The 25,577-nt window shown below is 51.1% G+C and carries 22 protein-coding genes, 1 tRNA gene and 1 other annotated feature; all 23 genes read left to right on the top strand.

What is annotated here, in order from left to right; all coding sequences use genetic code 11:
- Positions 1–88: 88 nt before the first annotated feature.
- The 23 genes from tuf (at position 89) to rplW (ending at position 25,534) form a co-directional block, all read left to right on the top strand.
- Complete coding sequence (gene tuf / locus HMPREF1493_RS00630; protein WP_035426981.1) at positions 89–1,294, top strand: elongation factor Tu; 1,206 nt, start codon at positions 89–91, stop codon at positions 1,292–1,294.
- Positions 1,295–1,478: 184 nt separating this feature from the next.
- On the top strand, positions 1,479–1,628 hold the full coding sequence (gene rpmG / locus HMPREF1493_RS00625) for a 50S ribosomal protein L33 (RefSeq protein ID WP_012809261.1): 150 nt from the start codon (positions 1,479–1,481) through the stop codon (positions 1,626–1,628).
- 18 nt (positions 1,629–1,646) lie between these two features.
- Positions 1,647–1,722 (top strand) — tRNA-Trp (locus HMPREF1493_RS00620).
- 71 nt (positions 1,723–1,793) lie between these two features.
- Positions 1,794–2,156 (top strand): preprotein translocase subunit SecE, encoded by a 363-nt coding sequence (gene secE / locus HMPREF1493_RS00615; protein WP_035426979.1) that lies wholly within the window; start codon positions 1,794–1,796, stop codon positions 2,154–2,156.
- A gap of 3 nt (positions 2,157–2,159) precedes the next feature.
- Positions 2,160–2,705 (top strand): transcription termination/antitermination protein NusG, encoded by a 546-nt coding sequence (nusG, locus tag HMPREF1493_RS00610; protein WP_012809259.1) that lies wholly within the window; start codon positions 2,160–2,162, stop codon positions 2,703–2,705.
- 96 nt (positions 2,706–2,801) lie between these two features.
- Entirely contained in the window at positions 2,802–3,230 is a 429-nt protein-coding gene (gene rplK, locus HMPREF1493_RS00605; RefSeq protein ID WP_012809258.1) for a 50S ribosomal protein L11, read from the top strand.
- A 157-nt stretch (positions 3,231–3,387) separates the two neighbouring features.
- Positions 3,388–4,095, top strand: coding sequence for a 50S ribosomal protein L1 (gene rplA / locus HMPREF1493_RS00600; protein WP_035426977.1), 708 nt, complete (start codon positions 3,388–3,390; stop codon positions 4,093–4,095).
- A gap of 224 nt (positions 4,096–4,319) precedes the next feature.
- Positions 4,320–4,459: a sequence feature (ribosomal protein L10 leader region), on the top strand.
- Between the two features lie 51 nt (positions 4,460–4,510).
- On the top strand, positions 4,511–5,032 hold the full coding sequence (rplJ, locus tag HMPREF1493_RS00595) for a 50S ribosomal protein L10 (protein ID WP_035426975.1): 522 nt from the start codon (positions 4,511–4,513) through the stop codon (positions 5,030–5,032).
- A gap of 132 nt (positions 5,033–5,164) precedes the next feature.
- Positions 5,165–5,545, top strand: coding sequence for a 50S ribosomal protein L7/L12 (rplL, locus tag HMPREF1493_RS00590; RefSeq protein ID WP_035426972.1), 381 nt, complete (start codon positions 5,165–5,167; stop codon positions 5,543–5,545).
- Between the two features lie 882 nt (positions 5,546–6,427).
- A complete protein-coding gene (rpoB, locus tag HMPREF1493_RS00585; protein WP_035426970.1) occupies positions 6,428–9,943 on the top strand; it encodes a DNA-directed RNA polymerase subunit beta in 3,516 nt (1,171 codons plus the stop codon).
- Positions 9,944–9,948: 5 nt separating this feature from the next.
- A complete protein-coding gene (locus HMPREF1493_RS00580; RefSeq protein WP_035426968.1) occupies positions 9,949–14,379 on the top strand; it encodes a DNA-directed RNA polymerase subunit beta' in 4,431 nt (1,476 codons plus the stop codon).
- Positions 14,380–14,564: 185 nt separating this feature from the next.
- Positions 14,565–14,948 (top strand): ArsR/SmtB family transcription factor, encoded by a 384-nt coding sequence (locus tag HMPREF1493_RS00575; protein ID WP_035426967.1) that lies wholly within the window; start codon positions 14,565–14,567, stop codon positions 14,946–14,948.
- 29 nt (positions 14,949–14,977) lie between these two features.
- A complete protein-coding gene (gene hypB, locus HMPREF1493_RS00570; protein WP_035426962.1) occupies positions 14,978–15,652 on the top strand; it encodes a hydrogenase nickel incorporation protein HypB in 675 nt (224 codons plus the stop codon).
- A 47-nt stretch (positions 15,653–15,699) separates the two neighbouring features.
- Entirely contained in the window at positions 15,700–18,705 is a 3,006-nt protein-coding gene (locus HMPREF1493_RS00565) for an FAD-dependent oxidoreductase (RefSeq protein WP_035426961.1), read from the top strand.
- A 23-nt stretch (positions 18,706–18,728) separates the two neighbouring features.
- The gene (locus HMPREF1493_RS00560; protein ID WP_035426960.1) at positions 18,729–19,073 is read left to right on the top strand and encodes a hydrogenase maturation nickel metallochaperone HypA; all 345 of its coding nucleotides are present in this window, start codon (positions 18,729–18,731) and stop codon (positions 19,071–19,073) included.
- 165 nt (positions 19,074–19,238) lie between these two features.
- A complete protein-coding gene (rpsL, locus tag HMPREF1493_RS00555) occupies positions 19,239–19,610 on the top strand; it encodes a 30S ribosomal protein S12 (protein WP_035427082.1) in 372 nt (123 codons plus the stop codon).
- A 38-nt stretch (positions 19,611–19,648) separates the two neighbouring features.
- A complete protein-coding gene (gene rpsG / locus HMPREF1493_RS00550; protein WP_012809249.1) occupies positions 19,649–20,119 on the top strand; it encodes a 30S ribosomal protein S7 in 471 nt (156 codons plus the stop codon).
- A gap of 24 nt (positions 20,120–20,143) precedes the next feature.
- The gene (gene fusA / locus HMPREF1493_RS00545; RefSeq protein ID WP_035426958.1) at positions 20,144–22,240 is read left to right on the top strand and encodes an elongation factor G; all 2,097 of its coding nucleotides are present in this window, start codon (positions 20,144–20,146) and stop codon (positions 22,238–22,240) included.
- A 43-nt stretch (positions 22,241–22,283) separates the two neighbouring features.
- A complete protein-coding gene (gene rpsJ, locus HMPREF1493_RS00540) occupies positions 22,284–22,592 on the top strand; it encodes a 30S ribosomal protein S10 (protein ID WP_012809247.1) in 309 nt (102 codons plus the stop codon).
- Positions 22,593–23,057: 465 nt separating this feature from the next.
- Positions 23,058–23,591, top strand: a complete 534-nt coding sequence (locus HMPREF1493_RS00535; protein ID WP_502685346.1) for a low molecular weight protein-tyrosine-phosphatase — start codon at positions 23,058–23,060, stop codon at positions 23,589–23,591.
- Between the two features lie 357 nt (positions 23,592–23,948).
- A complete protein-coding gene (gene rplC / locus HMPREF1493_RS00530; RefSeq protein WP_035426957.1) occupies positions 23,949–24,569 on the top strand; it encodes a 50S ribosomal protein L3 in 621 nt (206 codons plus the stop codon).
- Positions 24,570–24,608: 39 nt separating this feature from the next.
- Positions 24,609–25,235, top strand: coding sequence for a 50S ribosomal protein L4 (gene rplD, locus HMPREF1493_RS00525; RefSeq protein ID WP_035426955.1), 627 nt, complete (start codon positions 24,609–24,611; stop codon positions 25,233–25,235).
- Positions 25,235–25,534, top strand: a complete 300-nt coding sequence (rplW, locus tag HMPREF1493_RS00520; protein ID WP_035426953.1) for a 50S ribosomal protein L23 — start codon at positions 25,235–25,237, stop codon at positions 25,532–25,534. Before rplD ends, rplW begins: the two co-directional genes overlap by 1 nt.
- The last annotated feature ends 43 nt before the right edge of the window (positions 25,535–25,577 follow it).

The following is a 25,577-nucleotide window of genomic DNA, read 5'->3' as shown; positions in this document are numbered from 1 at the left end:
TGTCCTAGACATTTGCGCCGTTGAGTATAAACAGACGTTTTTTCACCACGGTCTAGCCCGAGGGTTAGTTCCAGAAGGAGGATTGGCAATGGCCAAGGAAAAGTTTGACCGCACAAAGCCACACGTAAACATCGGTACCATTGGTCACGTCGACCACGGTAAGACTACCCTTACCGCAGCAATCACCAAGGTTCTCTCTGAGACCGAGGGCTGCAAGGCAGACTATACCGCCTTCGAGAACATCGATAAGGCACCAGAGGAGCGTCAGCGTGGTATTACCATTTCCGTTGCTCACGTTGAGTACGAGACTTGGGAGCGCCATTACGCTCACGTCGACTGCCCTGGCCACGCAGACTACATCAAGAACATGATTTCTGGTGCAGCTCAGATGGACGGCGCAATCCTCGTTATTGCTGCAACCGATGGTCCTATGGCTCAGACTCGTGAGCACATCCTTCTTGCACGTCAGGTCGGCGTTCCTTACATCGTCGTCTTCCTGAACAAGTGCGACATGGTCGACGATGACGAGCTCATCGACCTCGTCGAGATGGAGACCCGTGACCTTCTCTCTGAGTACGACTTCCCAGGCGATGACCTTCCAATCATCCGTGGTTCCGCTCTCGGCGCTCTTAACGGCGAGGAGAAGTGGGTTGAGTCCATCCGTGAGCTCATGCACACTGTTGACTCCTACATCCCAACACCAGCTCGTGACAACGAGAAGCCATTCCTGATGGCAATCGAGGACGTCATGACCATTTCTGGTCGTGGTACCGTTGCTACCGGCCGTGTTGAGCGTGGTGAGCTCAAGCTCAACGATCCAGTCGAGATCGTTGGTATTAAGCCAACTCAGAACTCTGTTGCTACTGGCATTGAGATGTTCCGTAAGACCATGGACTTCTGCGAGGCTGGCGACAACGTTGGTATTCTTCTTCGTGGTGTTAAGCGCGAGGACATCGAGCGCGGTCAGGTTCTCTGCAAGCCTGGTACCGTTACTCCACACAAGAAGTTCACCGGTGAGGTTTACGTTCTTACTAAGGAAGAGGGCGGCCGTCACACCCCATTCTTCTCTGGTTACCGTCCACAGTTCTACTTCCGTACAACTGACGTAACCGGCGACATCTACGAGCTCACCGATGCAAACGGTGGCAAGGTAGAGATGGCTATGCCTGGCGACCACATCACCGTTGGTTGCGAGCTCATTCACCCAATCGCTCTTGAGCAGGGTCTGAAGTTCGCTATCCGCGAGGGTGGCCACACCGTCGGCGATGGCCGTGTTTCCACCGTCATCGAGTAACTTCTTTTAAAGTTGCTAACTTGCCCGGCGTGCTTTTTGCGCGCCGGGTTTTTTGTCGAGAAAAAATATGTGAACGCCTAGAGTAATTAGAGAAAAGTATTGACATCTCTGGGTAGTGGGTGCTAACCTAAGCAACCGCGTCACATTTCGAGAATACATCTCGTGACCGTGTTCAGGAGGATCAATGCGTACACTCGTTACTCTCGCCTGCACTGAGTGCAAGCGTCGTAATTACACTACGGACAAGAATAAGTCCAACAACCCAGATCGTATGGAGTTGAAGAAGTACTGCCCATGGTGCCACAAGCACACGGTACATCGCGAGACCCGCTAGGCTAGGTGGGTTCGTTCTAGGCCAGTAGCTCCAATGGTAGAGCGGCGGTCTCCAAAACCGTTTGTTGAGGGTTCGAGTCCTTCCTGGCCTGCCAGATAACTTCACCGGCCTTCCCATAAGGGTTGGCCGGTTTGTATGTAGGTATAACATCCAAGGGAGCGTAGGATGGCAAATAAGGAGCGCAATAAGAGGAGCGCACGTAAGGCTCGCGCAGAAGAGCGCGCCCAGCGTGAGGCCCTTCAGGCTGAAGCTACTCCTGAAGCTTCTGCTAAGGCCACTAAGGTCGAGGCAAAGAAGCAGGAGAAGTCCATTCAGCGTAACGCTAACCCTGGCTTCTTTGGCCGCCTGGGTGCTTATTTTGCAGGCGTTCGTACAGAAATGCACCGCGTTGTGTGGCCTTCAAGCTCTGAGCTTGCTGGTTTCTCTGTAGCCGTAATTGCAACAATCATTTTCTTTGGCTTGGTAACTTGGCTGGTTGATACTGGCATTGTTGCTGGTCTCGTCGCCTTTACTGGACTGAGGGGATAATCAATGGCTAAGCGCTGGTATGTAGTTCACACCTATTCAGGTTATGAGAACAAGGTAAAGACAGACCTTGAGCACCGTATTGAGACCTATGGCCTTGAGCGTGCTGTTGTTGATATTCAGATTCCTACTGAGGAAGTTACTGAGGTCAAGGACGGCGGCAAGCGCGAGACCAAAGAGTCTAAGGTTTTTCCAGGTTACGTTCTTGTTCGCATGGAGCTGGATGACAATACTTGGGCTGTTGTTCGCAACACCCCAGGCGTAACTGGTTTTGTTGGCATTGACGGCAAGCCAGTTCCTCTGCGTCGTGATGAGTTCGATAAGATCATGCGTCGCGGCGGTATGAAGACGGGTAGCCCTGTACCTAAGCGTACAGCAACCAATATTGAGGTCGGTCAGGCAATTCACGTTCTTTCTGGTCCTCTCGCTGACTTCGACGGAACTGTTTCTGAGGTCAACGCAGAGTCCGGCAAGATCAAGGTTATGCTCACCATCTTTGGTCGCGAGACTCCGGTTGAGCTCACCATGGATCAGATTTCCCTGATAGACTAGTAACTAACGGCTTATCCCGCACTTCTCGTCCCTTGTGGATTGCTTCTCGGGAGTGCGCGAGAATAGACTCAAACGTATTCAAACAGGAGGCTTAACATGCCCGCAAAGAAGGTTGTTAACTTTATTAAGCTGCAGATTCCTGCAGGCCAGGCAAACCCAGCTCCTCCAGTAGGACCAGCTCTGGGTGCTGCACAGGTCAACATTATGCAGTTCTGCCAGGCATTCAACGCTGCAACTCAGGACAAGGCTGGCGACATCATCCCAGTCGAGATTTCTGTTTACGAGGATCGTTCCTTTGACTTCGTAACCAAGACTCCTCCAGCAGCTCAGCTCATCAAGAAGGAGCTTCACCTCAAGGGTGGTTCCGGTGTTCCTCAGCGCGATAAGGTTGGCCAGCTCTCCCAGGAGCAGCTCACCAAGATTGCTGAGATCAAGATGCCTGACCTCAACGCAAACGACATTGAGGCTGCAAAGAAGATCGTCGCTGGTACCGCTCGTTCCATGGGTGTAACCATCGCCGAGTAGTGTTTACTCCCGTCAGCCATTTGTGTGGCTGACGGTTGTTTTGTCAGAGCATCCGACGTTAGTGCACATAGTTGGGTTTCTCGCCAAGAGGGCGTAACTATGGACGGAAGATGCAGGAGTGGGAGGGCAGACGCCCGCTAACCACAGGAGGTACATAATGCCTAAGCACGGAAAGAACTACAAGAATGCAGTTGCCAAGGTAGACGGTGCAAACCTCTACAGCCCAAAAGAGGCAGTAACCCTGTCTAAGGAGCTTGCAACTGCTAAGTTTGACGAGACCATTGAGGTAGCAATTCGCCTTGGTGTCGATACTCGTAAGGCTGACCAGAACGTTCGCGGTTCTATCTCTCTGCCTCACGGCACTGGTAAGACCGTTCGCGTTGCAGTCTTCGCAGAGGGCGAGAAGGCCCGCGAGGCTGAGGCAGCTGGCGCTGACATCGTCGGTGGCGACGAGCTCATCGCAGAGGTCGAGAAGGGCATGCTTGACTTTGACGCAGCAATCGCAACCCCTCAGATGATGGGTAAGGTTGGCCGTCTTGGTCGTGTTCTTGGTCCTCGTGGCCTTATGCCTAACCCTAAGCTCGGCACCGTTACCATGGATGTTGCAAAGATGGTTAACGAGCTCAAGGCTGGTCGTGTTGAGTATCGTGCAGACCGTTTTGGTATCTGCCACGTTGCAATCGGCAAGGCTTCTTTTGAGGTCCAGCAGCTTGTTGAGAACTATGGCGCACTGATCTCCGAGATTATTCGCGTCAAGCCATCCAGCGCTAAGGGTAAGTACGTCAAGACCGTTTCTATTTCCTCTACTATGGGCCCTGGCATCAAGGTTGATCCAACCAAGGTTCGTAACCTCATGGAGGACTAAGCTAATCACTTAGAAGTACCTAGCATGTTTAATCCGGTATCTGCTTGCAGGTACCGGATTTTTCTTGTGGCGAGCGTGCGGCAGCACACGGTGTGCATGCGGCTTATACGTAGCAGCTCGGCCGCCCTTCTCGTCAAATTTTTGTGAAGAGAAAGAAATTGTGCACTCAACCTTGACTCGCGTTGATTTTTGCTGCACAATATCCAACGCAAGACAGACGTCTTGTAGTTGCACGTTCGCTGCCAAAGACAGCCGGCGCCTTGAATCCAAGGCTTAATGGGAATTCCCGCCTGCCGAGGTGGTCTTGAGATTAGTACATCCAGACCCCGCTTTGGTTGCCAAAGTGGGGTCTTTTCATGTGAGGGCCGCACCTGTTGGCGCTCGTGCCCGAGACATGATAAAGGAGGTGTACTACATGCCAGCTCAGTCTAAACTTGATTTGCTCGAGAAGGTTTCCGCTTCTCTCGACAACTCCAAGGGCCTGTTTGTTATCGACTATCGTGGTCTCTCCGTAAAGGAGACTCAGGAGCTTCGCCGCGCACTTACCGCAGCAGGCGCTCACATGAAGGTCTATAAGAACAACATCGTCAAGATTGCTCTTAAGAATGCTGGTATGCCAGAGATTGACGAGATGCTCGCCGGTACCTGCGCATACGTTTTCTATGAGAATGATCCTGTCGAGGCCGCTAAGGTCATCAAGGATCAGGCCAAGAAGCTCAAGAAAGTTGAGTTCATTGGTGGTATCGCTGATGGTCAGGCACTTACTGCTGACGAGGCAAAGGCTTACGCAGATCTTCCTTCTCGCGAGGAGCTCATTGCAAAGCTCGTCTTCGTTGTTGCAAGCCCACTTACCGGTATTGCACAGGTTTGCGCTGGTCCAGCTCGTGGACTCGCAACCGCTCTTTCTGCAGTCGCAGATCAGAAGAACGCTGCATAAGCAACGTTTTGTTGTACCCGCGCATTGGCGCAAACCGCGCGAGAGTGTAGACGCACTTAAACGCACACATACAAGCCGGGCTTTTGCCCAGATGCAGTACAAAGGCTGCATCGTTTAAAAAGGAGAATTGACATGGCTGTCACTAAAGATGAGATCATTGAGGCCCTTAAAGAGATGCCAGCACTCGAGCTTTCTGAGCTCGTTCACGAGCTTGAGGACGTCTTTGGCGTTTCCGCTGCTGCTCCTGTAGCTGTCGCTGCTGCTCCTGCAGCTGGTGGCGCTGCTGAGGAGGCAGAGGAGAAGACCAACTTTGACGTTGTCCTCGAGGGCTTCGGCGACAACAAGATCGGCGTCATCAAGGTTGTCCGCGCTCTTACCAACCTTGGCCTCAAGGAGGCAAAGGAGGTCGTCGAGGGTGCTCCTAAGGCAGTCCTCGAGGGCGCTAAGAAGGAGGACGCTGAGGCTGCTAAGGCTCAGCTCGAGGAGGCTGGCGCTACCGTCACCCTTAAGTAAGTCCATCCTACATTGCTTACTGGAGAGGTCAGACTTCGGTCTGACCTCTTTTTATTTGCCTGGCGAGAAACCCGGCGTGCTTGGAGTGCATGGAGCTTGGGTGCGTTTGCTGCAGCCTGAAAAGTGCATCAAGCATGGCGCTTTTGCAGCAGCCTGAAAAGTGCATCAAGTCTGAGTGATTTGCCGGATTTTCTCGCCATGTCTGAGTGATTTGCCTGTTCTTCTTGCCTTATCTGAGTGCTTTTGCTCAGACTTGGTATGCATTTCAGGCTTATAAATCCGGTGTGATTGCTCTATCTTTCTGCGTGACTTACCCCAGCTTCCTCGCGCCTGATTTCTACAAAGAATCTGTAACTTTTGCCTAAAATTGCAAAAGAATCTGTGGATTTGCCTGATTTTGCAAAAGAATCGGTGGCTCAAATACAGATTCTTTGCACTTTTTAGGCGCGTGCAGCAAAAAGCCGGCGTACCTGGCGAGAAACCCGTGCGCTCGCAGCCGCGCTCGTACCCGCGCCCGGCGAGAAACCCGCGCGCTTGCAGCCACGCTCGCACTCGCGCCTGGCGAGAAACCCGCGTGCTTGGAGTGCATGGACCCCGCATGGGGCGCCATGCGAAGTGACGTGGCGGGGGAGCGCCGCTCACCGAAAGCTATTTCTGCCTCCGTGGACCTTCTCCACAAAATCTTCACAACTAGAAAAGACGAGTTAGTTAAGGATTTACCTGCAACATAACGTTTGTGCAGTTGAAAAACATAAACGCGATAATATAGTCAAAACGTCTTAAAAAATCAAGTGTTTTTCTGTTGACGCGCATTAAAATCTTGACTAAATTACTAGGTTGCGACAATTGCCACCTTCCACCCTTTTGAAGGAGGACAACCTGGTGTCTACCGCTAAAAAGACTTCCCTCACCACGCCTCAGGCGCATACTGGACGCAGGACGTTCAGTAAGATTCCCGCAGCTATGGAGCTGCCAAATCTGATTTCTGTACAGAAGGAATCATTTGAGCGCTTTATGGGAGAGGGCCTTGCAGAGTCCTTCGCTGAGTTCTCGCCAATTGAGAACAGCGCTGGAACCATGCAGGTCACCTTTGGTGACCATCAGTTCGGCGACCCTGCCAATTCAATGGCTGAGTGTCGTGCAAAAGACATTTCATATCAAGCACCTCTTTTTGTTGACGTCCGTTTTGTCAACAAAGAGACTGGTGAGATGAAGGAGCAGCTTGTCTTCATGGGTGATTTCCCACTGATGACTGAGCGCGGTACCTTCATCATCAACGGTTCTGAGCGCGTTGTGGTTTCACAGCTCGTTCGTTCACCTGGCGTGTACTTCTCGTCAGAGATGGACAACGGTGTTCTGGTCCACAAGTCTCAGTTCATTCCTGCACGTGGTGCATGGCTTGAGTTTGAGGTTGATAAGCGCGGCCACCTGGTCGTCTCCATTGACCGCAAGCGTCGCCAGAGCGCTACCGTCTTCCTCCGTGCACTTGGCATTGCTGTTACCGATGACGAGATCCTCTCGCTCCTTGGTGATTCCGATGTTGTTCGCAACACACTTGAGCGTGACGTTGCAACCACACGTGAGGATGCTCTTATCGAGATTTATCGTCGTCAGCGTCCAGGCGAGCCACCAACTGTTGACTCCGCCCGTTCTCTGCTTGACGGCCTCTTCTTCAACGAGCAACGCTATGACCTTGCTCGCGTTGGTCGTTACAAGATCAACAAGAAGCTTGAGGAAGAGATTCCTGCAGATGTTCGTGTCCTTACCAAAGAGGACATTGTCGCAGCTCTTCAGTACCTTCTTGCAGTGCATGCAGGTGATGAGTCTAAGCACCTTGATGACATTGACCACTTTGGCAACCGCCGCGTCCGTACCGTAGGCGAGCTGGTCCAGAACCAGTTCCGCATTGGTATGAGCCGCATGGAGCGCGTTGTTCGTGAGCGCATGGCATCTCAGGACGCAGACGACATCACCCCACAGTCTCTGATTAACATCCGTCCAATTGTTGCTGCAATCAAGGAGTTCTTCGGTTCTTCTCAGCTTTCGCAGTTCATGGACCAGGCAAACCCACTTGCTGGTTTGACCCACAAGCGTCGTCTTTCTGCTCTGGGACCTGGCGGTCTTGCAGGACACAAGTCCGGCTCCAGCCGTCGTACCAACGTTCCTACCGCAGTCCGCGACGTTCACAACTCGCACTACTCCCGTATGTGCCCAATCGAGACTCCTGAGGGACCAAACATTGGTCTTATCGGCTCCTTGGCACTGTATGCTCACGTAAATGAGTACGGCTTTATCGAGGCTCCTTATCGTAAGGTCACAGGCGGTGTTGTCTCTGATGACATTGTCTGGATGACTGCAGACGAGGAGGAGAATCACATTATTGCTCCTGCTAACACCCCAATCGACCCTAAGTCTAAGAAGTTTGTTGAGGTTGACGCAGACGGCAAGATTGTTGATGCAGACCGCGTTATCGCACGTACCCGCGACTTCGACGGTTCCTTCGGCGCACCTGCACAGGTTCCTGTTGAGGACGTTGACTACATGGACGTTTCTCCACGTCAGCTTCTCTCCGTTGCAGCTAACCTCATTCCATTCCTTGAGCACGACGACGCAAAGCGTACCCTCATGGGTGCAAACATGCAGCGTCAGGCAGTACCTCTGATCCAGTCCCACGCTCCATTTGTTGGAACTGGCATGGAGGGTCGCGCAGCTCAGGACTCTGGTGAGCTTATTTGTGCAGAGTTTGCCGGCGAGGTCACCGAGGTAGACGCAGCTCACGTTGTCATCTACTCCGATGAGCACGGTTCTCAGCGCTACGATCTTCCTAAGTACGAGCGCTCCAACCAGTCCACTTGCATTAACCACCGTCCAATCGTCACCGTTGGACAGCAGGTCGAGAAAGGCCAGCCAATCGCAGACGGTCCATCTGTTGACCACTCTGAGCTGGCACTTGGTGCAAACCTTACCGTTGCTTACATGCCATGGGAAGGCTACAACTACGAGGACGGTATTATCGTCTCCGAACGTGTTGTTCAGGAAGACCTTCTGACCTCCGTTAACATTTCCCGCCACGAGATTGATGCTCGTGACACCAAGCTTGGTGCTGAGGAGATTACCCGCGAGATTCCAAACCTTGGTGAGGACATGCTTGCAAACCTCGACGATGACGGTATCATCCGCATCGGCGCTGAGGTTGGCCCTGGCGATATTCTGGTTGGTAAGGTCACTCCTAAGGGCGAGACTGCTCTGACCGCAGAAGAGCGCCTGCTTCGCGCAATCTTCGGTGCTAAGGCACACGATGTTCGTGATACGTCCCTTAAGATGCCACACGGCTCCTATGGCCGCGTTGTTGACGTTGTCCGCTTCAGCCGTGAGGCTGGAGACGACCTGCCTCCAGGAGTAAACGACCTGGTCCGCGTCTTTGTTGCTCAGCGCAGAAAGATCCAGCAGGGCGATAAGATCGCTGGTCGTCACGGTAACAAGGGTGTTATTTGTAAGGTTCTTCCTGTTGAGGACATGCCTTACATGGCAGACGGTACCCCAGTAGACGTTATTCTCGACCCACTGGGCGTTCCTTCTCGTATGAACGTTGGTCAGCTGCTTGAGTGCCACCTTGGTTGGGGCGCTGCACACGGTTGGGATGACGATGACGCAGATTCTAAGCGTTACGTTGAGGGCCCAATTCCTGTTGCAACACCACTCTTTGACGGTGCTACTGATGAGTCCGTTGCAGAGATTGTTCGCCGCACCAACATCAACATGATCAACAAGGCTCTCAAGGAGTACGGCGAGGACATGCGTGAGGAGTTTGTTCCACAGCTCAACGAGCGTGGTAAGACTACCCTCTACGATGGTCGTACCGGCGAGGCATTCAAGAGCCCAATTACCGTTGGTGTTTCTTACATCCTGAAGCTCGGCCACATGGTTGACGATAAGATTCACGCACGTTCAACTGGTCCTTACTCTCTTGTTACCCAGCAGCCTCTGGGTGGTAAGGCACAGTTCGGCGGTCAGCGCTTTGGTGAGATGGAGGTTTGGGCACTGTATGCATACGGTGCTGCTAACGTCCTCCAGGAGATCCTCACCGTTAAGTCTGACGATACCAACGGCCGTGTTAAGACCTACGAGTCCATTGTTAAGGGCGAGAACATTCCTACTGCAGGAATTCCTGAGTCCTTCAAGGTTCTGGTCAAAGAGATTCGCTCCCTGGCACTTGACATTGAGCCAATCTCCTATCGTAAGCGTGCAAATACCGCAAAGGTCACAGATCCTGAGGAGAAGAACGCTGTTGAGATCCTCAACGACCTTGGCTTCACTGAGGTAACCGCTTCCGACCTGTCCCAAGACGCTGAGGGTGCATCCGCACTTGTAGGCGACGCGACCACCGATAAGGAGTAGCGACTGTGGCAGATTTCGATTCCACTGAATTTGACGCTATTAAAATTTCTCTAGCGTCTGCTGATGATATCCGCGGTTGGTCCTATGGCGAGGTAAAGAAGCCTGAGACCATCAACTACCGTACCCTTAAGCCAGAAAAGGACGGTCTTTTCTGCGAGAAGATCTTTGGACCTGTAAGGGACTGGGAGTGCGCCTGCGGTAAGTACAAAGGCATTCGCTTCAAGGGCATTACCTGCGAGCGCTGCGGTGTTGAAGTAACCACCGCAAAGGTTCGTCGTGACCGCATGGGCCACATCGAGCTTGCTGCTCCTGTAAGCCACATCTGGTACTTCAAGAGCCCAACCAGCTTCCCTCTGGCACGTCTTCTTGATATCAAGAGCAAGGACCTCGAGAAAGTCCTCTACTTTGCATCTTACGTAATCACCAGTGTTGACACTGAGGCACGTGAGGCTGACGTAGACGATCTTCGTGAGGAGCTTGCAGCAGACCTCGAAGAGCTTGACGCAGAGCGTGACGATCAGATTGCACGTCTTCGCGAGCAGGGCCAGCCACAGGATGACGAGTTTGGCGATTTTGAGCCTCTATCTGAGGACGAGATTCGTGCAGGCGTCGCTGATCTTGAGGAAGAGTACGAGGAAGAGAAGACGCTTCGTCGTGAGGCTTTCGAGAAGTTCATGCAGCTTGAGACCAGAGAGCTCATCTCCGATGAGGGTCTGTTCTCCGAGCTTAAGCGCTACTATGGCATCTACTTCAAGGGTGGCATGGGCGCAGAGGCAGTACGTGACCTTCTCTCCAACATTGACCTTGAGAAAGAGGCTAAGGAGCTCCGCGCTATTATTGCCAATGAGGATGCTCAGAAGCAGAAGCGCGAGAAGGCCATTAAGCGCCTTGAGATTGTTGACGCTTTCCTTAAGGGCGGCAACGATCCAGCTAACATGATCCTTGACGTTGTACCAGTTATTCCACCTGATCTTCGTCCTATGGTTCAGCTTGATGGTGGCCGTTTTGCAGCTTCCGACTTAAACGATTTGTATCGTCGTGTTATTAACCGTAACAATCGTCTTAAGCGCCTGCTTGACCTTGAGGCACCTTCCATCATTGTTAACAACGAGAAGCGCATGCTTCAGGAGTCCGTTGACGCTCTGTTTGACAACGGTCGCCGTGGTCGTCCAGTCACTGGTCGTGGTGGACGTCCTCTGAAGTCTCTTGCTGAGGCCCTTAAGGGTAAGCAGGGTCGCTTCCGTCAGAACCTTCTGGGTAAGCGTGTTGACTACTCTGGCCGTTCCGTCATTGTTGTTGACCCACACCTGAAGCTGCACCAGTGCGGCCTTCCATCTGCTATGGCACTTGAGCTCTTCAAGCCTTTTGTCATGCGTCGTTTGGTTGAGCTCCGCAAGGTTGAAAACATTAAGGGCGCAAAGCGCGCTATTGACCGTGGTACTCCAGTTGTTTGGGACGTTCTGGATGAGGTCATTCAGGACCGCCTCGTTCTTCTCAACCGCGCACCTACCCTTCACCGTCTGTCTATCCAGGCATTTGAGCCAGTCCTTATCGAGGGTAAGGCAATCCACCTGCACCCTCTGGTCTGCGCACCATTCAACGCAGACTTCGACGGCGACCAGATGTCTGTCCACGTGCCACTTTCTACTCAGGCACAGACAGAGGCTCGCATTCTGATGCTCTCCAGCAACAACCTCAGAAGCCCTGCTTCTGGTAAGGTTCTGACCGTTCCTTCTCAGGATATGGTCTTTGGTGTCTACTACCTCACTTCCGAGAAGACCGGTGAAGACGCTAAGACTCTTACCTTTGCAAGCTTTGAGGATGCTCTTCTGGCTATTGAGGCTAACCGTGACCTTGATCTTCAGGCAAAGGTTGTTGTCCGCGTAAGCTCCAAGGATGCAAACGTTGCTGATAGCGATCGTGCTATCTTCCGCGTTATGACTGGCCGCGGTCAGTATGAGGATCTGGACGTTACTGAGGGTACTAAGCGTTTTGAGACCACTGTTGGTCGCATTATCTTCAACCGTCAGTGCCTGCCAGAGGATTACCCATACATCAACTACAAGATGGTTAAGTCCGACATTGGTGTTCTGGTCAACGATTGCTGCGACCGTTATCCAATGGCTGATGTTGAACCAATTCTGGACAACATCAAGAAGACTGGTTTCCACTACGCAACTCTTGCTGGTCTGACTGTTTCTGTTTGGGACGCTGTCATTCCTCCACACAAGCCACAGCTGCTTCAGGAGGCACAGGACCGCGTTGACCAGATCAACGAGTACTACGAGGATGGCTTCCTCTCCGAGCGAGAGCGTCACGTTGAGGTTGTTAACGCATGGACCGAGTGCACCGATCTTCTCGGCTCTGAGATGCTTACAGGCTTTGCAGAGAACAACCCAATTTACATGATGGCTGACTCTGGAGCTCGTGGTTCTAAGACACAGCTTCGCCAGCTTGCTGGTATGCGAGGCCTGATGGCGGATATGTCCGGTGAAACCATCGACCTTCCAATTAAGGCAAACTTCCGCGAGGGTCTTGAGCCTCTCGAGTACTTCATTTCTACCTACGGCGCTCGTAAGGGTCTGGTAGATACCGCATCCCACACCTCCGACTCTGGTTACCTGACTCGTCGACTCGTCGACGTTGCACAGGACGTCATTGTCCGCGAGGAGGACTGCGGCACTGATGAGGCAGTTACCTATCCTCTGATTAAGCCTGGTCAGACTTCTGTTGATACTGACCTGATTGGCCGCTGCACCCTTGAGGATGTCTGCGATCCAAACACTGGCGAGGTTCTTATCCCTGCTGGTGGCTATGTTGAGTCCAAGCAGGATCTTGAGCGTCTTGTTGAGCACGGCCTTGCTAAGGTTCAGCTCCGCGCACTTCTGACCTGTAAGTCTAAGTACGGCGTCTGCCAGAAGTGCTACGGCTGGGATCTTTCCACCCGTCGTCCTGTCAACATTGGTACTGCAGTTGGTATTATCGCAGCTCAGTCCATTGGTGAGCCTGGTACTCAGTTGACTATGCGTACCATTCACTCCGGTGGTGTTGCAGGCGCAGACGATATTACGCAGGGTCTTCCTACCGTTGCCCGTATGTTCGACGTCGTCGGCAACGTCAACGAGAAGATTCTTGGTCGCGAGGCTGACCTGGCTCCTGTTTCTGGTGTTCTTCACATTACCCCAGAGACCACCGAGTACCTGCTGCGTATTGTTGATGCAGACGATGCTTCCCGTGTCATCGAGGAGTGGCGTGTACCTGCATCTGTCCGCTTCATGCCTGGCATTGAGGATGGCGTTGTTGTCCGTGCTGGTGACCAGATTACCCGCGGCTTCGTCAACTTCCGTATGCTCCGTCGACTCACTGACATTGAGTCCACTATGCACACCTTCGTTGAGTCCGTTAAGGACGTCTATACCTCCCAGGGTGTAGAACTCAACGATAAGCACATCGAGGTTATCGCACGTCAGATGCTTCGTCGTGTTCAGGTTACCAACCCAGGTGACTCTTCGTACCTGCTTGGTCAGTATGTGGACCGCTATGTCTTTGCAGAGACTGTCCAGAACATTGCCCTTGCTGGTGGTACTCCACCAGAGGCAGAGCCAGCAATCCTTGGTACTCTGAAGGTTGCAAGCTCTATCGATTCTTGGCTCTCCAGCGCATCGTTCATCCGTACTGCAGGCGTTCTTACCTCTGCAGCTATCGAGGGCGACGTTGACCACCTGCTTGACCTCAAGTCCAACGTTATTGTTGGTAAGCAGATTCCTGCAGGTACTGGTCTCTCCGCATACAACGATGTTGAGCTTACCTACCACGGCACCAAGATTGATGGCCCAACCTCTTCTCTTGCTAAGTCTCTTCCAGACTGGGCACCAGCAGAGCTTAAGGATATCGAGGAGCAGCTTCCTAAGCAGCTTGACTGGGTCAACGAGGATTACAACGGTGGCGTTTATTCCAAGAATGGCCGCACGCTTTCAAGCGAGGACGCAAAGCTGTACCTCTTTGACGATCTTGGCGTATCACAGCGTTGGACCAATAAGTTCAGCGAGGTTGGCATTGAGACCGTAGGCGATCTTATCGGTAAGACCGAGGAAGACCTGCTTCGCATCGATGGTATTGGTGCAAAGGCAATCGAGGAGCTCCGCGATGGCCTTGAGGCTCGTAACCTCCTCTACATCCTTGAGCCAGAAGAGGATGAGGCAGATTCTGAGGATCTTTCTCAGCTGCTCAACATGGTCTTCTCGCCAGAAGGCGATGGCGGCTTGATGCTGGGCTCTGCAGCTCCATCCACGCACTCTGATTACACTGAGACACTCATCGGTTCTTCTTCCGACGAGGTTAGCCCTGATGTAATTAACGAGGACCTTGGTTCTCTGGATGACCTTCTCAATCAGGTTGTCCGCATGGACGCTGAGGCAGACGGCGAAGACGAGTAAGTAATCTCGCCTGATACATCAAACTTTTTCGGAGATTGACTCCGATACAGAAGAGGACTTCAGCCGTTAGCTGGAGTCCTCTTTTAGTTACGCTTACAGAAGCGAGTATCGGTATATACTAATCTTTTATGAATTACGTTTGGTAAGCCATTTATTTTGCGGCTCTTAAAGGATAGGAATAGCAAATGGATAGTCACTCCCACGATTCCGAAAAATGCGAGCATACTCATTCTACGTGCGATTATGTTTCTGATCAGAAGCTGAATGAATACCTGGTAAACGATGACATTATCTACGATGCAACCCAGATTTTTGATGCACTGTCTGATTTCACTCGATTCCAGATTTTGGGTGCTCTAGTAAATGGCGAGAAAAGCGTAACAGAGCTGCAAGAAATGCTTTCGGTATCTCAGTCAGCAACCTCTCACCAGTTGCGTCTTTTGCGCGACCGCGGTCTTGTCAATGCAAAAAGAGATGGCAGAAAAGTTATCTATTCACTTGCAGATGAGCACGTCACAACGCTAATCCGCGTTGGCCTTGCACATGCAGCTCATCTGTTGGGTCATTAACATACGTATCGGAACTGTGGAGAGAACTTATGGGTGAGTATCGCATCATTGAAGTTAAGCAGAGTGTTTTTGCAGCTAACGAGAAAAGCGCCGATCAACTAAGAGAAGAAATGAAGAAAAAGGGAACTCTGCTGGTAAACCTTATGTCTTCTCCAGGTTCGGGCAAAACTACCACTCTTAAAAAGACCATTGCTGCCCTGAAAGATAAGGTTTCCATTGCTGTTATGGAAGCTGATATTGATTCAGATGTTGATGCAGCTGCTATTTCTGAAACGGGCGTGAAAGCCATTCAGCTGCACACTGGCGGTATGTGCCACCTCGATGCGCATATGTGCGCTCAGGGTCTTGAAGGTCTTAATGCAGGTGATGTGGACCTTATCTTTTTGGAGAACGTTGGAAACTTGGTATGTCCGGCAGAGTTTGACACCGGTGCCGGCGTAAACGTCACTATTCTTTCTGTTCCCGAAGGCGACGATAAGCCGTTGAAATACCCTTTGATGTATCAGGTCTGTGATGTGGTGCTTGTTAACAAAATAGACGTAGCACCGTATTTTGATTTTGACCTGGAAAAACTCAAGAAAAATGTGGCCCTTAGAAATCCAAAGGCTGTTGTTATTCCTTTCTCTGCCAAAACTGGGGAAGGATTAGACGCTTGGACTGAATGGCTTTCTTGCAAAGTTGCTGAGTGGAAAAGCAGTCAGTAACCAATGGCTAGCTCTTAAAGAATGTCTTATGCCTGATAGGAGAGGTCATGGCAGAGGAAGTACCAGCACGTAAGACTCCAAAAGGTGAAAATGCCATGCGCGGTAGTCTTACTGATGAAGAAATTGCACGCAGAAATGTATTGCCAACTACTAACCCTGCTGGCGGCCCTATTCACATACTCGCTCAAAATCACATTACTGAAAATGACGAGGTAGTTCATTACAAAACTGTAGATCCAAATGAGCCTGGACCAGCTTCTTCTGAGCAATTTAAGCCTCTTGTAAGAGATGAAGTTCAAAAAATTACGAGCCGCCTCGGTCACAAAATTGTAAAAGATGACCCAGAATATTGGGGCATAGCAGCAATTATGACTGAGGAAGAAGCTGCGGTAACCAAATACATGAAGGTTCGCCAGCCAGTTACTTTAGAGGAGCTTTGCAAGCGTACTGGTAAAACTGCGGGGGAGCTTCAACCTATCCTAGACACCCTGTCTGTAAAGGGCATGATTGAGTACAACTGGGAAAATAAGAGCAAGCAAAAGCAGTATGTTCTTCCTATGTTTGTTCCTGGCTCCGCAGAGTTTACCGTGATGAATGAGCGTCAACTCGAAGAACATCCCGAGATGGGTTCTTTGTTTGAGCGTATGACCTACCTACCGCTCAAAAATGTCACCAAGTTAGTTCCTGAAGGTGGCGCGGGCGTTGGTATGCATGTCATTCCTGTTGAACGTTCTATTGAGCAGGTAAATCATACAGTTACCGTTGAGCATATTTCGCATTGGCTCAAGAAATACGATAGATATGCTGCAACTCCCTGTTCTTGTCGCCTTGCTGAGCGAGTTCGTGGCGACGGCTGTGCTGACGATCCAGAAGATTGGTGTCTTGCCATTGGAGATATGGCTGATTACTGCGTAGAAACAGGAAAAGGCCACTACATCACCTACGATGAGGTTATCGATATCTGTACAAAGGCCGAGAAAAACGGTTTTGTTCATCAGATTACCAACATTGACGGTGAAGATAAGATCTTTGCTATTTGCAACTGCAACGTAAATGTTTGCTATGCACTCAGAACTTCTCAGCTGTTTAATACGCCTAATTTGTCTCGTTCCGCTTTTGTGGCTCACGTTGATGAAGAAAAATGTGTTGCTTGTGGTGGATGTGTTGAGGTTTGCCCAGCTGGAGCCCCTCAATTGGGTCAGAAACTTCCTACTAGGAAGGGCAAAATTTCCTACCCAACTCAGGATCTTCCAGATGATAAGTTCTGGGGAGAGCCTGACTGGGATTGGAATTATAAAAATAACAACCGTATTGAGTGCCACGATACCGGTACCGCTCCTTGTAAGGTTGCCTGTCCAGCGCATATTTCTGTTCAGGGTTATCTGCGTATGGCTGCTGAAGGTCGCTATCGAGATGCGCTTGAGCTCATCAAAAAAGAAAATCCATTCCCTGCTGTTTGTGGTCGCGTTTGCAATAAACGTTGCGAGGCAGCGTGTACGCGAGGAACTATTGACCAGGCAGTAGCCATTGATGACGTTAAGAAATTTATTGCTCAAAAAGATCTTGAGGCAGAACATCGCTTTATTCCAGAGCCAGTTATCCCGTCAAATAGAGGCCGATTCAACCAGAAAATTGCCATTATTGGTGCAGGTCCAGCCGGCCTGTCCTGTGCATATTACCTGGCAGAACGCGGTTACAACCCCGTTGTTTTTGAGAAGAACCTTCTTCCTGGCGGAATGATGGTATATGGCATCCCTTCTTACAAGCTCGAGAAAAACGTTGTTGCCGCAGAGATTGACGTTCTTAAAGAAATGGGCGTTGAGATTCGCTGTGGTGTTGAGGTAGGAAAAGACATAACCCTTGATGAACTGCGTGCTCAAGGCTTTATTGGTTTTTATGTTGCCATTGGTTGCCAGGGCGGTAGAAAGGCCAATATTGCTGGAGAAGACGCCGATGGGGTTATTTCTGCTGTTGATTTCTTGCATTTTGTAACCGAACATCCTCTGCATGAAGTACCTGGTAAGACAGTGGTCATTGGCGGCGGTAATGTTGCTATTGATGCGGCTCGAGTTTCTGCGCGTTGTGGCTCAGAGTCAGTTACTATGGTGTGCCTAGAGCAGCCAGAAGAGATGCCTGCACTACCAGAAGAAATCACAGAAGCGCAGGAAGATGGTGTGTCAATCAAGAATGGTTGGGGACCTGCTTTTATTGCCACAGATGAGCAAGGACACGTTTGCGGCGTGACGTTTAAACGCTGTACTCGTGTTTTCGACAATGACAAGCGTTTCTCGCCTTGTTTTGATGACGAGCAAACAATGTATCTTGAGGCAGATGCAGTGGTCTTGTCTATTGGACAAACCGTTGAGTGGGGAAGTCTTTTGGAGGGAGAGGCGGTTGAGCTTACGCGAGGCAATCTTGCGTGCGCTGATTCCCAGACGTATCAGACTGCTCAGCCCGATGTCTTTGTGGGTGGAGACGTGTACACGGGTCCTCGCTTTGTTATCGATGCTATTGCCGCAGGTCATGAAGCTGCTGTTTCCTTGCATCGTTTTGTGCAAAAGGGCTCTTCTTTGACTATTGGTCGCAACCAGCGCCATTATGTTGAGCTTGATAAATCTGACGCAGCAGTTGAGTCTTGTGGATACGATCACGCAGGTCGTCAGTGTCCCGCATGCGATACGGTCAAAAACATTAGACACAACTGGACAGACCCTAGCCATACCTTTACGCCAGAGCAAATCAGAATCGAGACCGCTCGCTGCTTGAAGTGCGGCGCTTCAATTGTTGATGCAAATAAGTGTATTGGTTGTGGTCTCTGTACTACACGCTGTGAGTTTGATGCAATTCACCTGTTCCGCGACAATCCTCACTGTTCAGATATGGTTGCCGCAGAGCATAAGGCAGGAAAGATTCTCTCGTATGTTGGAAAACGTGCGGTAAAGATTATTAAGAACCCCGCGAGAAAAACAAAGACTCCTAAGCCTCAGTCACACGTAACAACCGATGAGCTTGGTAATCCCGTTTCTGCGGGTAGTACTGGTATTTCAAGCTAGCGTGCTCACAGAAATCAATTGACATGCATGAGCTGGGAATTGCGTTTTACCTCATAGATATGGTTGAGGACCTGGGAAAACAGAACAACCTCACCTCTGTTGCACGCGTAAAGTTGCAGCTAGGGGAGGTATCTGGAGTTGTTCCAACGTATTTGTTGGATGTTTGGCGCTGGGCAGCTGATCGCACGGAGCTGCTACACGGAGCTCAGCTAGAAATTGAAGAAGTACCAGCTCTAACACAGTGTTTATCGTGCAATAAAACGTACGCTACGGTAACGTATGGTCGCACATGCCCTTACTGTTCTAGCGAGAAAACAGAACTCATCCAAGGCTTAGAAATTGAGCTTGCTGAAATTGAGGCTACCTAGCATTTGTATTTTCTATGAAGTATAGATACGCCCGGCACAGTGGCTTGTTGACATGTGGCTTTCATCAGCGTAAAGTACTTCCCTGCGTAATTCCAAGGGGACAGTGCTGTGTCGCCTTTCGAATATGTAAAACTGCAGGTAGATAGGTATAAGAAGGAGAAGATCTTGCCTACTATTAACCAGCTCGTACGTAAGGGCCGCGTGAGCGTCAAGTCAAAGTCTAAGAACGCCGCTCTTCAGCACAACCCACAGAAGCGTGGTGTTTGCACCCGCGTTTTCACCACTACGCCAAAGAAGCCTAACTCAGCACTCCGTAAGGTTGCTCGTGTTCGTCTTGTTAACGGCATTGAGGTAACCGCTTACATTCCTGGTGAGGGCCACAACCTCCAGGAGCACTCCATTGTTCTGGTTCGTGGCGGCCGTGTCCGTGACCTTCCTGGTGTTCGTTACAAGGTTGTTCGCGGTGCATTCGACTGCGCAGCAGTTCAGAATCGTGCTCAGGGCCGTTCCCGTTACGGCACTAAGCGTGCTAAGTAATCACGTCCACTACTCGAACTAGTTCTTAGGAGATTAATATGCCGCGTCGCGCAGCAGCAGTACGTCGTGAGGTTATGCCTGACGCCGTCTACAACAATCGTCTGGTAACCCAGCTTATTAACAAGGTCCTTCTCGACGGCAAGAAAGCAACCGCAGAGCGCATTGTCTACGGTGCATTTGACATCGTCGCAGAGAAGACTGGCGAGGATGCTCTCACTGTCTTCAAGAAGGCTATGGATAACATTCGCCCAACACTTGAGGTTAAGCCTAAGCGTGTTGGTGGCGCTACTTACCAGGTCCCAATGGAGGTCAACTCCCGCCGTGCAACTACTCTTGCTATCCGCTGGATGGTCACTTTCAGCCGTAGCCGTAAAGAGAAGACCATGGCAGAGCGTCTTGCAAACGAGATCATCGACGCAACTAATGGCGTAGGTGCATCCGTCAAGCGCCGTGAGGACCTGTACAAGATGGCTGAGGCCAACCGCGCCTTCTCCCACTACCGCTTCTAGTCGGAATTCAGGAGTAGCAAACAAATGGCTAAGACTAAGTACAATCTTAAAGACCTCCGCAACATCGGCATCATGGCTCACATCGATGCTGGTAAGACCACCACTACGGAGCGTATTCTTTACTACACCGGTAAGACCCACAAGATTGGTGAGGTCCACGACGGTGCAGCAACTATGGACTGGATGGTTCAGGAGCAGGAGCGCGGCGTAACCATTACTTCCGCAGCTACCACTTGCTTCTGGAAAGACCACGTCATCCAGATCATTGACACCCCAGGTCACGTTGACTTTACCGCTGAGGTTGAGCGTTCTCTTCGTGTTCTGGACGGCGCAGTTGCAGTCTTCGACGCAGTTGCAGGCGTTCAGCCACAGTCCGAGACCGTTTGGCGTCAGGCAACCAAGTACGGCGTACCTCGTATTGCATTCATCAACAAGTTTGACCGCGTAGGCGCAGACTTCTTCCGTGCAATCCAGACCATGCGTGACCGCCTTGGCGCAAACGCAATTGCAGCTCAGGTCCCAATGGGCGCTGAGTCCAACTTCTGGGGTCTTATCGACCTTGTCACCAACACTGCATGGGACTTCAAAGAGGATGCTAAGGGCATGATTTACCCTGAGCCACTCGATGAGATTCCTGCAGAGTTTGTAGAGATTGCAGCTGAGAAGCGTGAAGAGCTTCTTGAGGCAGCTTCTGACTTCTCTGAGGACGTCATGATGGCTGTTCTCGAGGGTGAAGAGGTTGACGTTGAGACCCTTAAGGGTGCTCTTCGTGCTGGCGTTCTTGCTGGTCAGATTAACCCTGTCTTTGTTGGTTCCGCTTACAAGAACAAGGGTATCCAGGAGCTTTTGGACGCAGTTATCGACTTCCTTCCAAGCCCTCTGGATGTTCCAGAGATTGATGGCGTCACTCCTAAGGGTGACGAGGCTGTCCGTCACGCAGACGTTAAGGAGCCATTCTCCGCTCTTGCATTCAAGATCATGACTGACCCTTATGTTGGTAAGCTTACCTACATTCGTGTTTACTCTGGTCAGGCTGAGGCAGGTTCTTACGTCTACAACTCCGTCAAGGACAACCGTGAGCGCTTTGGCCGCATCCTCGAGATGAACGCAAACGACCGTGTTGACCGTGAAGAGTGCTCCGCAGGCGACATCGTTGCATGCGTTGGTCTGAAGAACACCACTACTGGTGACACCCTTTGTGACGAGAAGAACCCAATCATCCTTGAGTCCATCAGCTTCGCAGATCCTGTTATCGACGTTGCTGTTGAGCCTAAGACCAAGGCTGAGCAGGAGAAGATGTCCATCGGCCTTTCTAAGCTGGCTGAAGAGGACCCAACCTTCCAGGTTCACACTGATCACGAGACTGGCCAGACCATCATTGCTGGTATGGGCGAGCTTCACCTTGAGATTATTGTTGACCGTCTCCGTCGTGAGTTTAAGGTTGACTGCAACGTTGGTAAGCCACAGGTTGCTTACCGCGAGACTGCTGGTAAGGCAGTAAGCCACGCTGAGGGCAAGTTTGTCCGTCAGTCCGGTGGTAAGGGTCAGTATGGCCACGCAGTCATCGACCTTGAGCCACAGGAAGAGGGCAAGGGTTACGAGTTTGTCAACGCTATCGTCGGTGGTGTTATTCCTAAGGAGTACATCCCATCTATCGATAAGGGCATTCGTGAGGCTCTTGAGAACGGCGTTATTGCTGGTTACCCAGTAGTCGACATCAAGGTCACTCTTGTTGATGGTTCTTACCACGAGGTCGACTCTTCTGAGGCAGCATTCAAGATTGCTGGTTCTATGGCAATTAAGGATGCTCTCAAGAAGTCCAACCCAGTCCTTCTCGAGCCTGTTGAGTCTGTTGAGGTTGAGACACCTGAGCAGTACATGGGCGACGTTATGGGCAACCTTTCTTCCCGTCGTGGCAAGATTGAGGGCATGGACGATCGTATGGACGCCAAGGTCATCCGCGCTAAGGTGCCTCTTGGTGAGATGTTCGGTTACGCAACCGACCTTCGTTCCCAGACCCAGGGCCGTGCGAGCTACACCATGCAGTTCGATTCTTACGAGCCCGTTCCTAACGCTGTACGCGAAGAGATTGTCGCCAAAAACGGCGGCTCTGCATCCTAAGTAAACGACCACGAGCTCTAGCTCATTTATGGAGGTACCCAAAGTGTCAAGCCAGAAGATCAGGATTCGCCTCAAGGGCTATGATCACGAGGTCATTGATCAGTCCGCTAAGCTGATTGTTGACACCGCACAGAAGACAGGTGCGCGTGTTTCCGGTCCTATCCCTCTGCCAACCGAGCGCAACCTTTACACCGTTATCCGCTCACCACACAAGGATAAGGATTCCCGTGATCAGTTTGAGATGCGCACCCACAAGCGTCTCATCGATATTCTCGACCCAAGCGCTTCTACCGTTGATTCGCTTATGCGTCTCGACCTTCCAGCTGGTGTCGATATCGAGATCAAGCTCTAAGCATACGGCTTAATCCAACTTTGAAACCCTCCTGCGCATCTTCGCGCGGGAGGGTTTTTGCGTGGATGGCGTTGAACCACGTGCGAAGGACCACGTACGAAGGACCACGAGCGTAGGGCCACGTGCGAAGACCGTGCGAACACGGGTCGCAAGCGAGTTCAACTCGGCATCCATTTCGTTTGGATACCGGGTTTCTTGTGCGCATATGCTGGAAGTGGACGGGTTTCTCGCCAGGTGGGCGGCGCGAGCCTGACGTGCGCCTGATTTCTTCAAAGAATCTGTAACTTTTGCCTAAATACATCAAAGAATCTGTGGATTTGCCTGATTTTGTTAAAGAATCGGTGGCGCAAATACAGATTCTTTGTACTTTTCAGGCAGACTTTTCTAGACGTAACTCACATCTACACTTGGCGAGAAACCCGTAGAATTAGAAAGCGAATACTCGCACAAAGCGCAGGAGAAATGATGAAACATATCCAGCAGAATGCAAGTAACCAGCTAAATATCGGCTGCTCGGTAAACGCTCGCCCAAATTACTCCCGCATGATAAAAATACTCTTCGTCTGCCACGGAAATATCTGCAGGTCAACAATGGCACAGTACGTCATGCAAGATCTTGTCGAGAAAAACGGTCTGGCAGACTCGTTTGTCATCGACTCAGCCGCAACCTCTACAGAGGAGATTGGCAATCCAGTTGATCCTCGCACGCGCCGAAAGTTACAGCAAGAGGGAATTCATTGCGGCAATCATCGTGCGAGGCAGATGACTCGTGCAGATTACGATAACTTTGATTACCTCATAGGCATGGACCATAATAACCTGCGCAACATGATGCGCATACTTAAGGATGATTCGCTTGGAAAGGTTTCGTTGCTTCTTGATAGGACAGAGAAGCCTCGCGACATTGCGGACCCATGGTACTCAGGTAATTTTGATCTGACGTATGAGGATGTTACTGAAGGTTGCGAAGCATTGCTCAAGAAACTTTTGGCAAGGTAATTTTGGCGGCATGATTTTACAAAGTTATTATCGTGGATTGTTTTTACAAAATTTTTGAAAAAACTTTTCAAAATTCCTTGGGTTTCTTGCCAATGGATACGCCCGGGTCAGCGGTTTGACCTCGCAAAATAGGCGAGAAGAAAGATCTCGCAGCTAGAAGGTATCAAACGCTCTTCACAAAGCGTTCATCTTTTAGAGATTTTAGGCTTGTTTCTTGTCAAAAATGAGTGTAAAGTAGACGGGCTGCTCAAACAGGACAATTATGTCTAAAGGCAGTATGTACAGGACGTGGTCCGCTGGGGAAGAGTACCCGATGTGCTCTCAAGGTCCCATGACCACCGAAGGTTAGGAAAGAGCATGGTTAATACCATCCTCGGCCGCAAGCTGGGCATGACCCAGGTATGGGACGAGAACGACAACGTCGTTCCTGTTACCGTCGTTCTTGCTGGCCCCTGCACCGTTTCACAGGTAAAGACTGTTGAGACGGACGGCTACAATGCCGTACAGATTGGCTTCGGCGACATCTCCGAGAAGCATGTCAACAAGCCAATGGCTGGTCACTTCAAGGCACAGGGCGTCGAGCCAATGCGTTACCTCCGCGAGGTTCGCGTTGAGGATGCTTCTGAGCACAAGACCGGCGATGTTGTCACAGTTGCTGACTTCTCTGAGGTCACCGCTGTTGACGTAACAGGCACTTCTAAGGGTAAGGGTTTCCAGGGTACCGTTAAGCGCTGGAACTTCTCTCGCGGTCCAATGACTCACGGTTCTCGTAACCAGCGTCGTCCAGGTTCCATTGGTCAGTGCGCATACCCTGCACGCGTTCGTAAGGGCCTTCACATGTATGGTCACATGGGCGCAGAGCGCGTTACGGTCAAGAACCTTAAGCTTGTCCGCGTTGATGCTGAGCAGAACCTCATGCTTATCAAGGGTGCTGTTCCTGGCGGCAAGAATGCCCTCGTCCAGGTCCGCATGGCCTAAGGGCCTTTAGGCAAACACTTAGGCTAACAAGGAGACAACATGTCCAAGTATGAGATTAAGAACGTAGAGGGAAAGAAGGTCGGCGACGCCGAGCTCTCCTCTGACGTCTATGGCATTGAGCCAAACATCCCTGTTGTGCACCAGGTTGTAGTCTGCCAGGACGCATCCGCACGTCAGGGTACCCACTCTACAAAGAACCGTCACGAGGTATCCGGCGGTGGCGTTAAGCCTTACCGTCAGAAGGGTACTGGTCGTGCTCGCCAGGGTTCTATTCGTGCTGGTCAGTGGACTGGTGGTGGCGTCATCTTTGGACCTACCCCTCGTTCCCACGCACGTCGTATTAACAACAAGATGGTCAAGCTTGCTATGAGGTCCGTCCTCTCCGGCAAGGTTGCAGACTCCGAGCTTGTCCTCGTTGACTCTCTCGAGTTTGCTCAGCCTTCCACCAAGCAGGCAAAGGCTGCACTTCAGAACCTCGGTATTGAGGGTAAGCGCGTTACCGTCATCGTCCCAGACGACGACGTCAACACCTACCTCTCTTTCCGCAACCTTCCTAAGGTTTCGATCTTTGGTGTTTCTGAGGTTACTACTCGTTTCCTGATCGACAACGGCGCACTTGTTATGTCCGCTGATGTCGCTAAGCAGCTTGGGGAGGTGCTCGCATAATGAACTCTCCTTATGAGGTCATCATTCGTCCTATCGTTTCAGAGCGTGCTTTCGATCTGATGGAGCAGGGCAAGTACACTTTTGAGGTTGCTCGTAACGCAGGTAAAGAAGAGATTGCTGCAGCTGTAGAGAAGCTCTTCTCTGTACACGTCACCAAGGTAAACACACTTTCTGTTAAGCCAAAGAACAAGCGTGTACGTTATCAGCAGGCAGGCAAGACCCGCCAGTGGAAGAAGGCTATTGTTACCCTCGCTGCTGGTGAGACTATCGAGATCTTCGGTAATAACTCTGCTGAGTAAGGTTTTTCTCCCGTGCCTCTTTTGAGGTACGGGTTCGTATGCC

Source organism: Atopobium sp. ICM42b, from assembly GCA_000564995.1.
GTDB lineage: Bacteria > Actinomycetota > Coriobacteriia > Coriobacteriales > Atopobiaceae > Lancefieldella.
This window is presented reverse-complemented; position numbering and strand designations above follow the sequence as displayed.

Coding starts and splice junctions, on each gene's coding strand:
- tuf (WP_035426981.1), top strand. CDS start 89: ATGGCCAAGGAAAAGTTTGACCGCACAAAGCCACACGTAAACATCGGT.
- rpmG (WP_012809261.1), top strand. CDS start 1,479: ATGCGTACACTCGTTACTCTCGCCTGCACTGAGTGCAAGCGTCGTAAT.
- secE (WP_035426979.1), top strand. CDS start 1,794: ATGGCAAATAAGGAGCGCAATAAGAGGAGCGCACGTAAGGCTCGCGCA.
- nusG (WP_012809259.1), top strand. CDS start 2,160: ATGGCTAAGCGCTGGTATGTAGTTCACACCTATTCAGGTTATGAGAAC.
- rplK (WP_012809258.1), top strand. CDS start 2,802: ATGCCCGCAAAGAAGGTTGTTAACTTTATTAAGCTGCAGATTCCTGCA.
- rplA (WP_035426977.1), top strand. CDS start 3,388: ATGCCTAAGCACGGAAAGAACTACAAGAATGCAGTTGCCAAGGTAGAC.
- rplJ (WP_035426975.1), top strand. CDS start 4,511: ATGCCAGCTCAGTCTAAACTTGATTTGCTCGAGAAGGTTTCCGCTTCT.
- rplL (WP_035426972.1), top strand. CDS start 5,165: ATGGCTGTCACTAAAGATGAGATCATTGAGGCCCTTAAAGAGATGCCA.
- HMPREF1493_RS00575 (WP_035426967.1), top strand. CDS start 14,565: ATGGATAGTCACTCCCACGATTCCGAAAAATGCGAGCATACTCATTCT.
- hypB (WP_035426962.1), top strand. CDS start 14,978: ATGGGTGAGTATCGCATCATTGAAGTTAAGCAGAGTGTTTTTGCAGCT.
- HMPREF1493_RS00565 (WP_035426961.1), top strand. CDS start 15,700: ATGGCAGAGGAAGTACCAGCACGTAAGACTCCAAAAGGTGAAAATGCC.
- HMPREF1493_RS00560 (WP_035426960.1), top strand. CDS start 18,729: ATGCATGAGCTGGGAATTGCGTTTTACCTCATAGATATGGTTGAGGAC.
- rpsG (WP_012809249.1), top strand. CDS start 19,649: ATGCCGCGTCGCGCAGCAGCAGTACGTCGTGAGGTTATGCCTGACGCC.
- fusA (WP_035426958.1), top strand. CDS start 20,144: ATGGCTAAGACTAAGTACAATCTTAAAGACCTCCGCAACATCGGCATC.
- HMPREF1493_RS00535 (WP_502685346.1), top strand. CDS start 23,058: ATGAAACATATCCAGCAGAATGCAAGTAACCAGCTAAATATCGGCTGC.
- rplC (WP_035426957.1), top strand. CDS start 23,949: ATGGTTAATACCATCCTCGGCCGCAAGCTGGGCATGACCCAGGTATGG.
- rplD (WP_035426955.1), top strand. CDS start 24,609: ATGTCCAAGTATGAGATTAAGAACGTAGAGGGAAAGAAGGTCGGCGAC.
- rplW (WP_035426953.1), top strand. CDS start 25,235: ATGAACTCTCCTTATGAGGTCATCATTCGTCCTATCGTTTCAGAGCGT.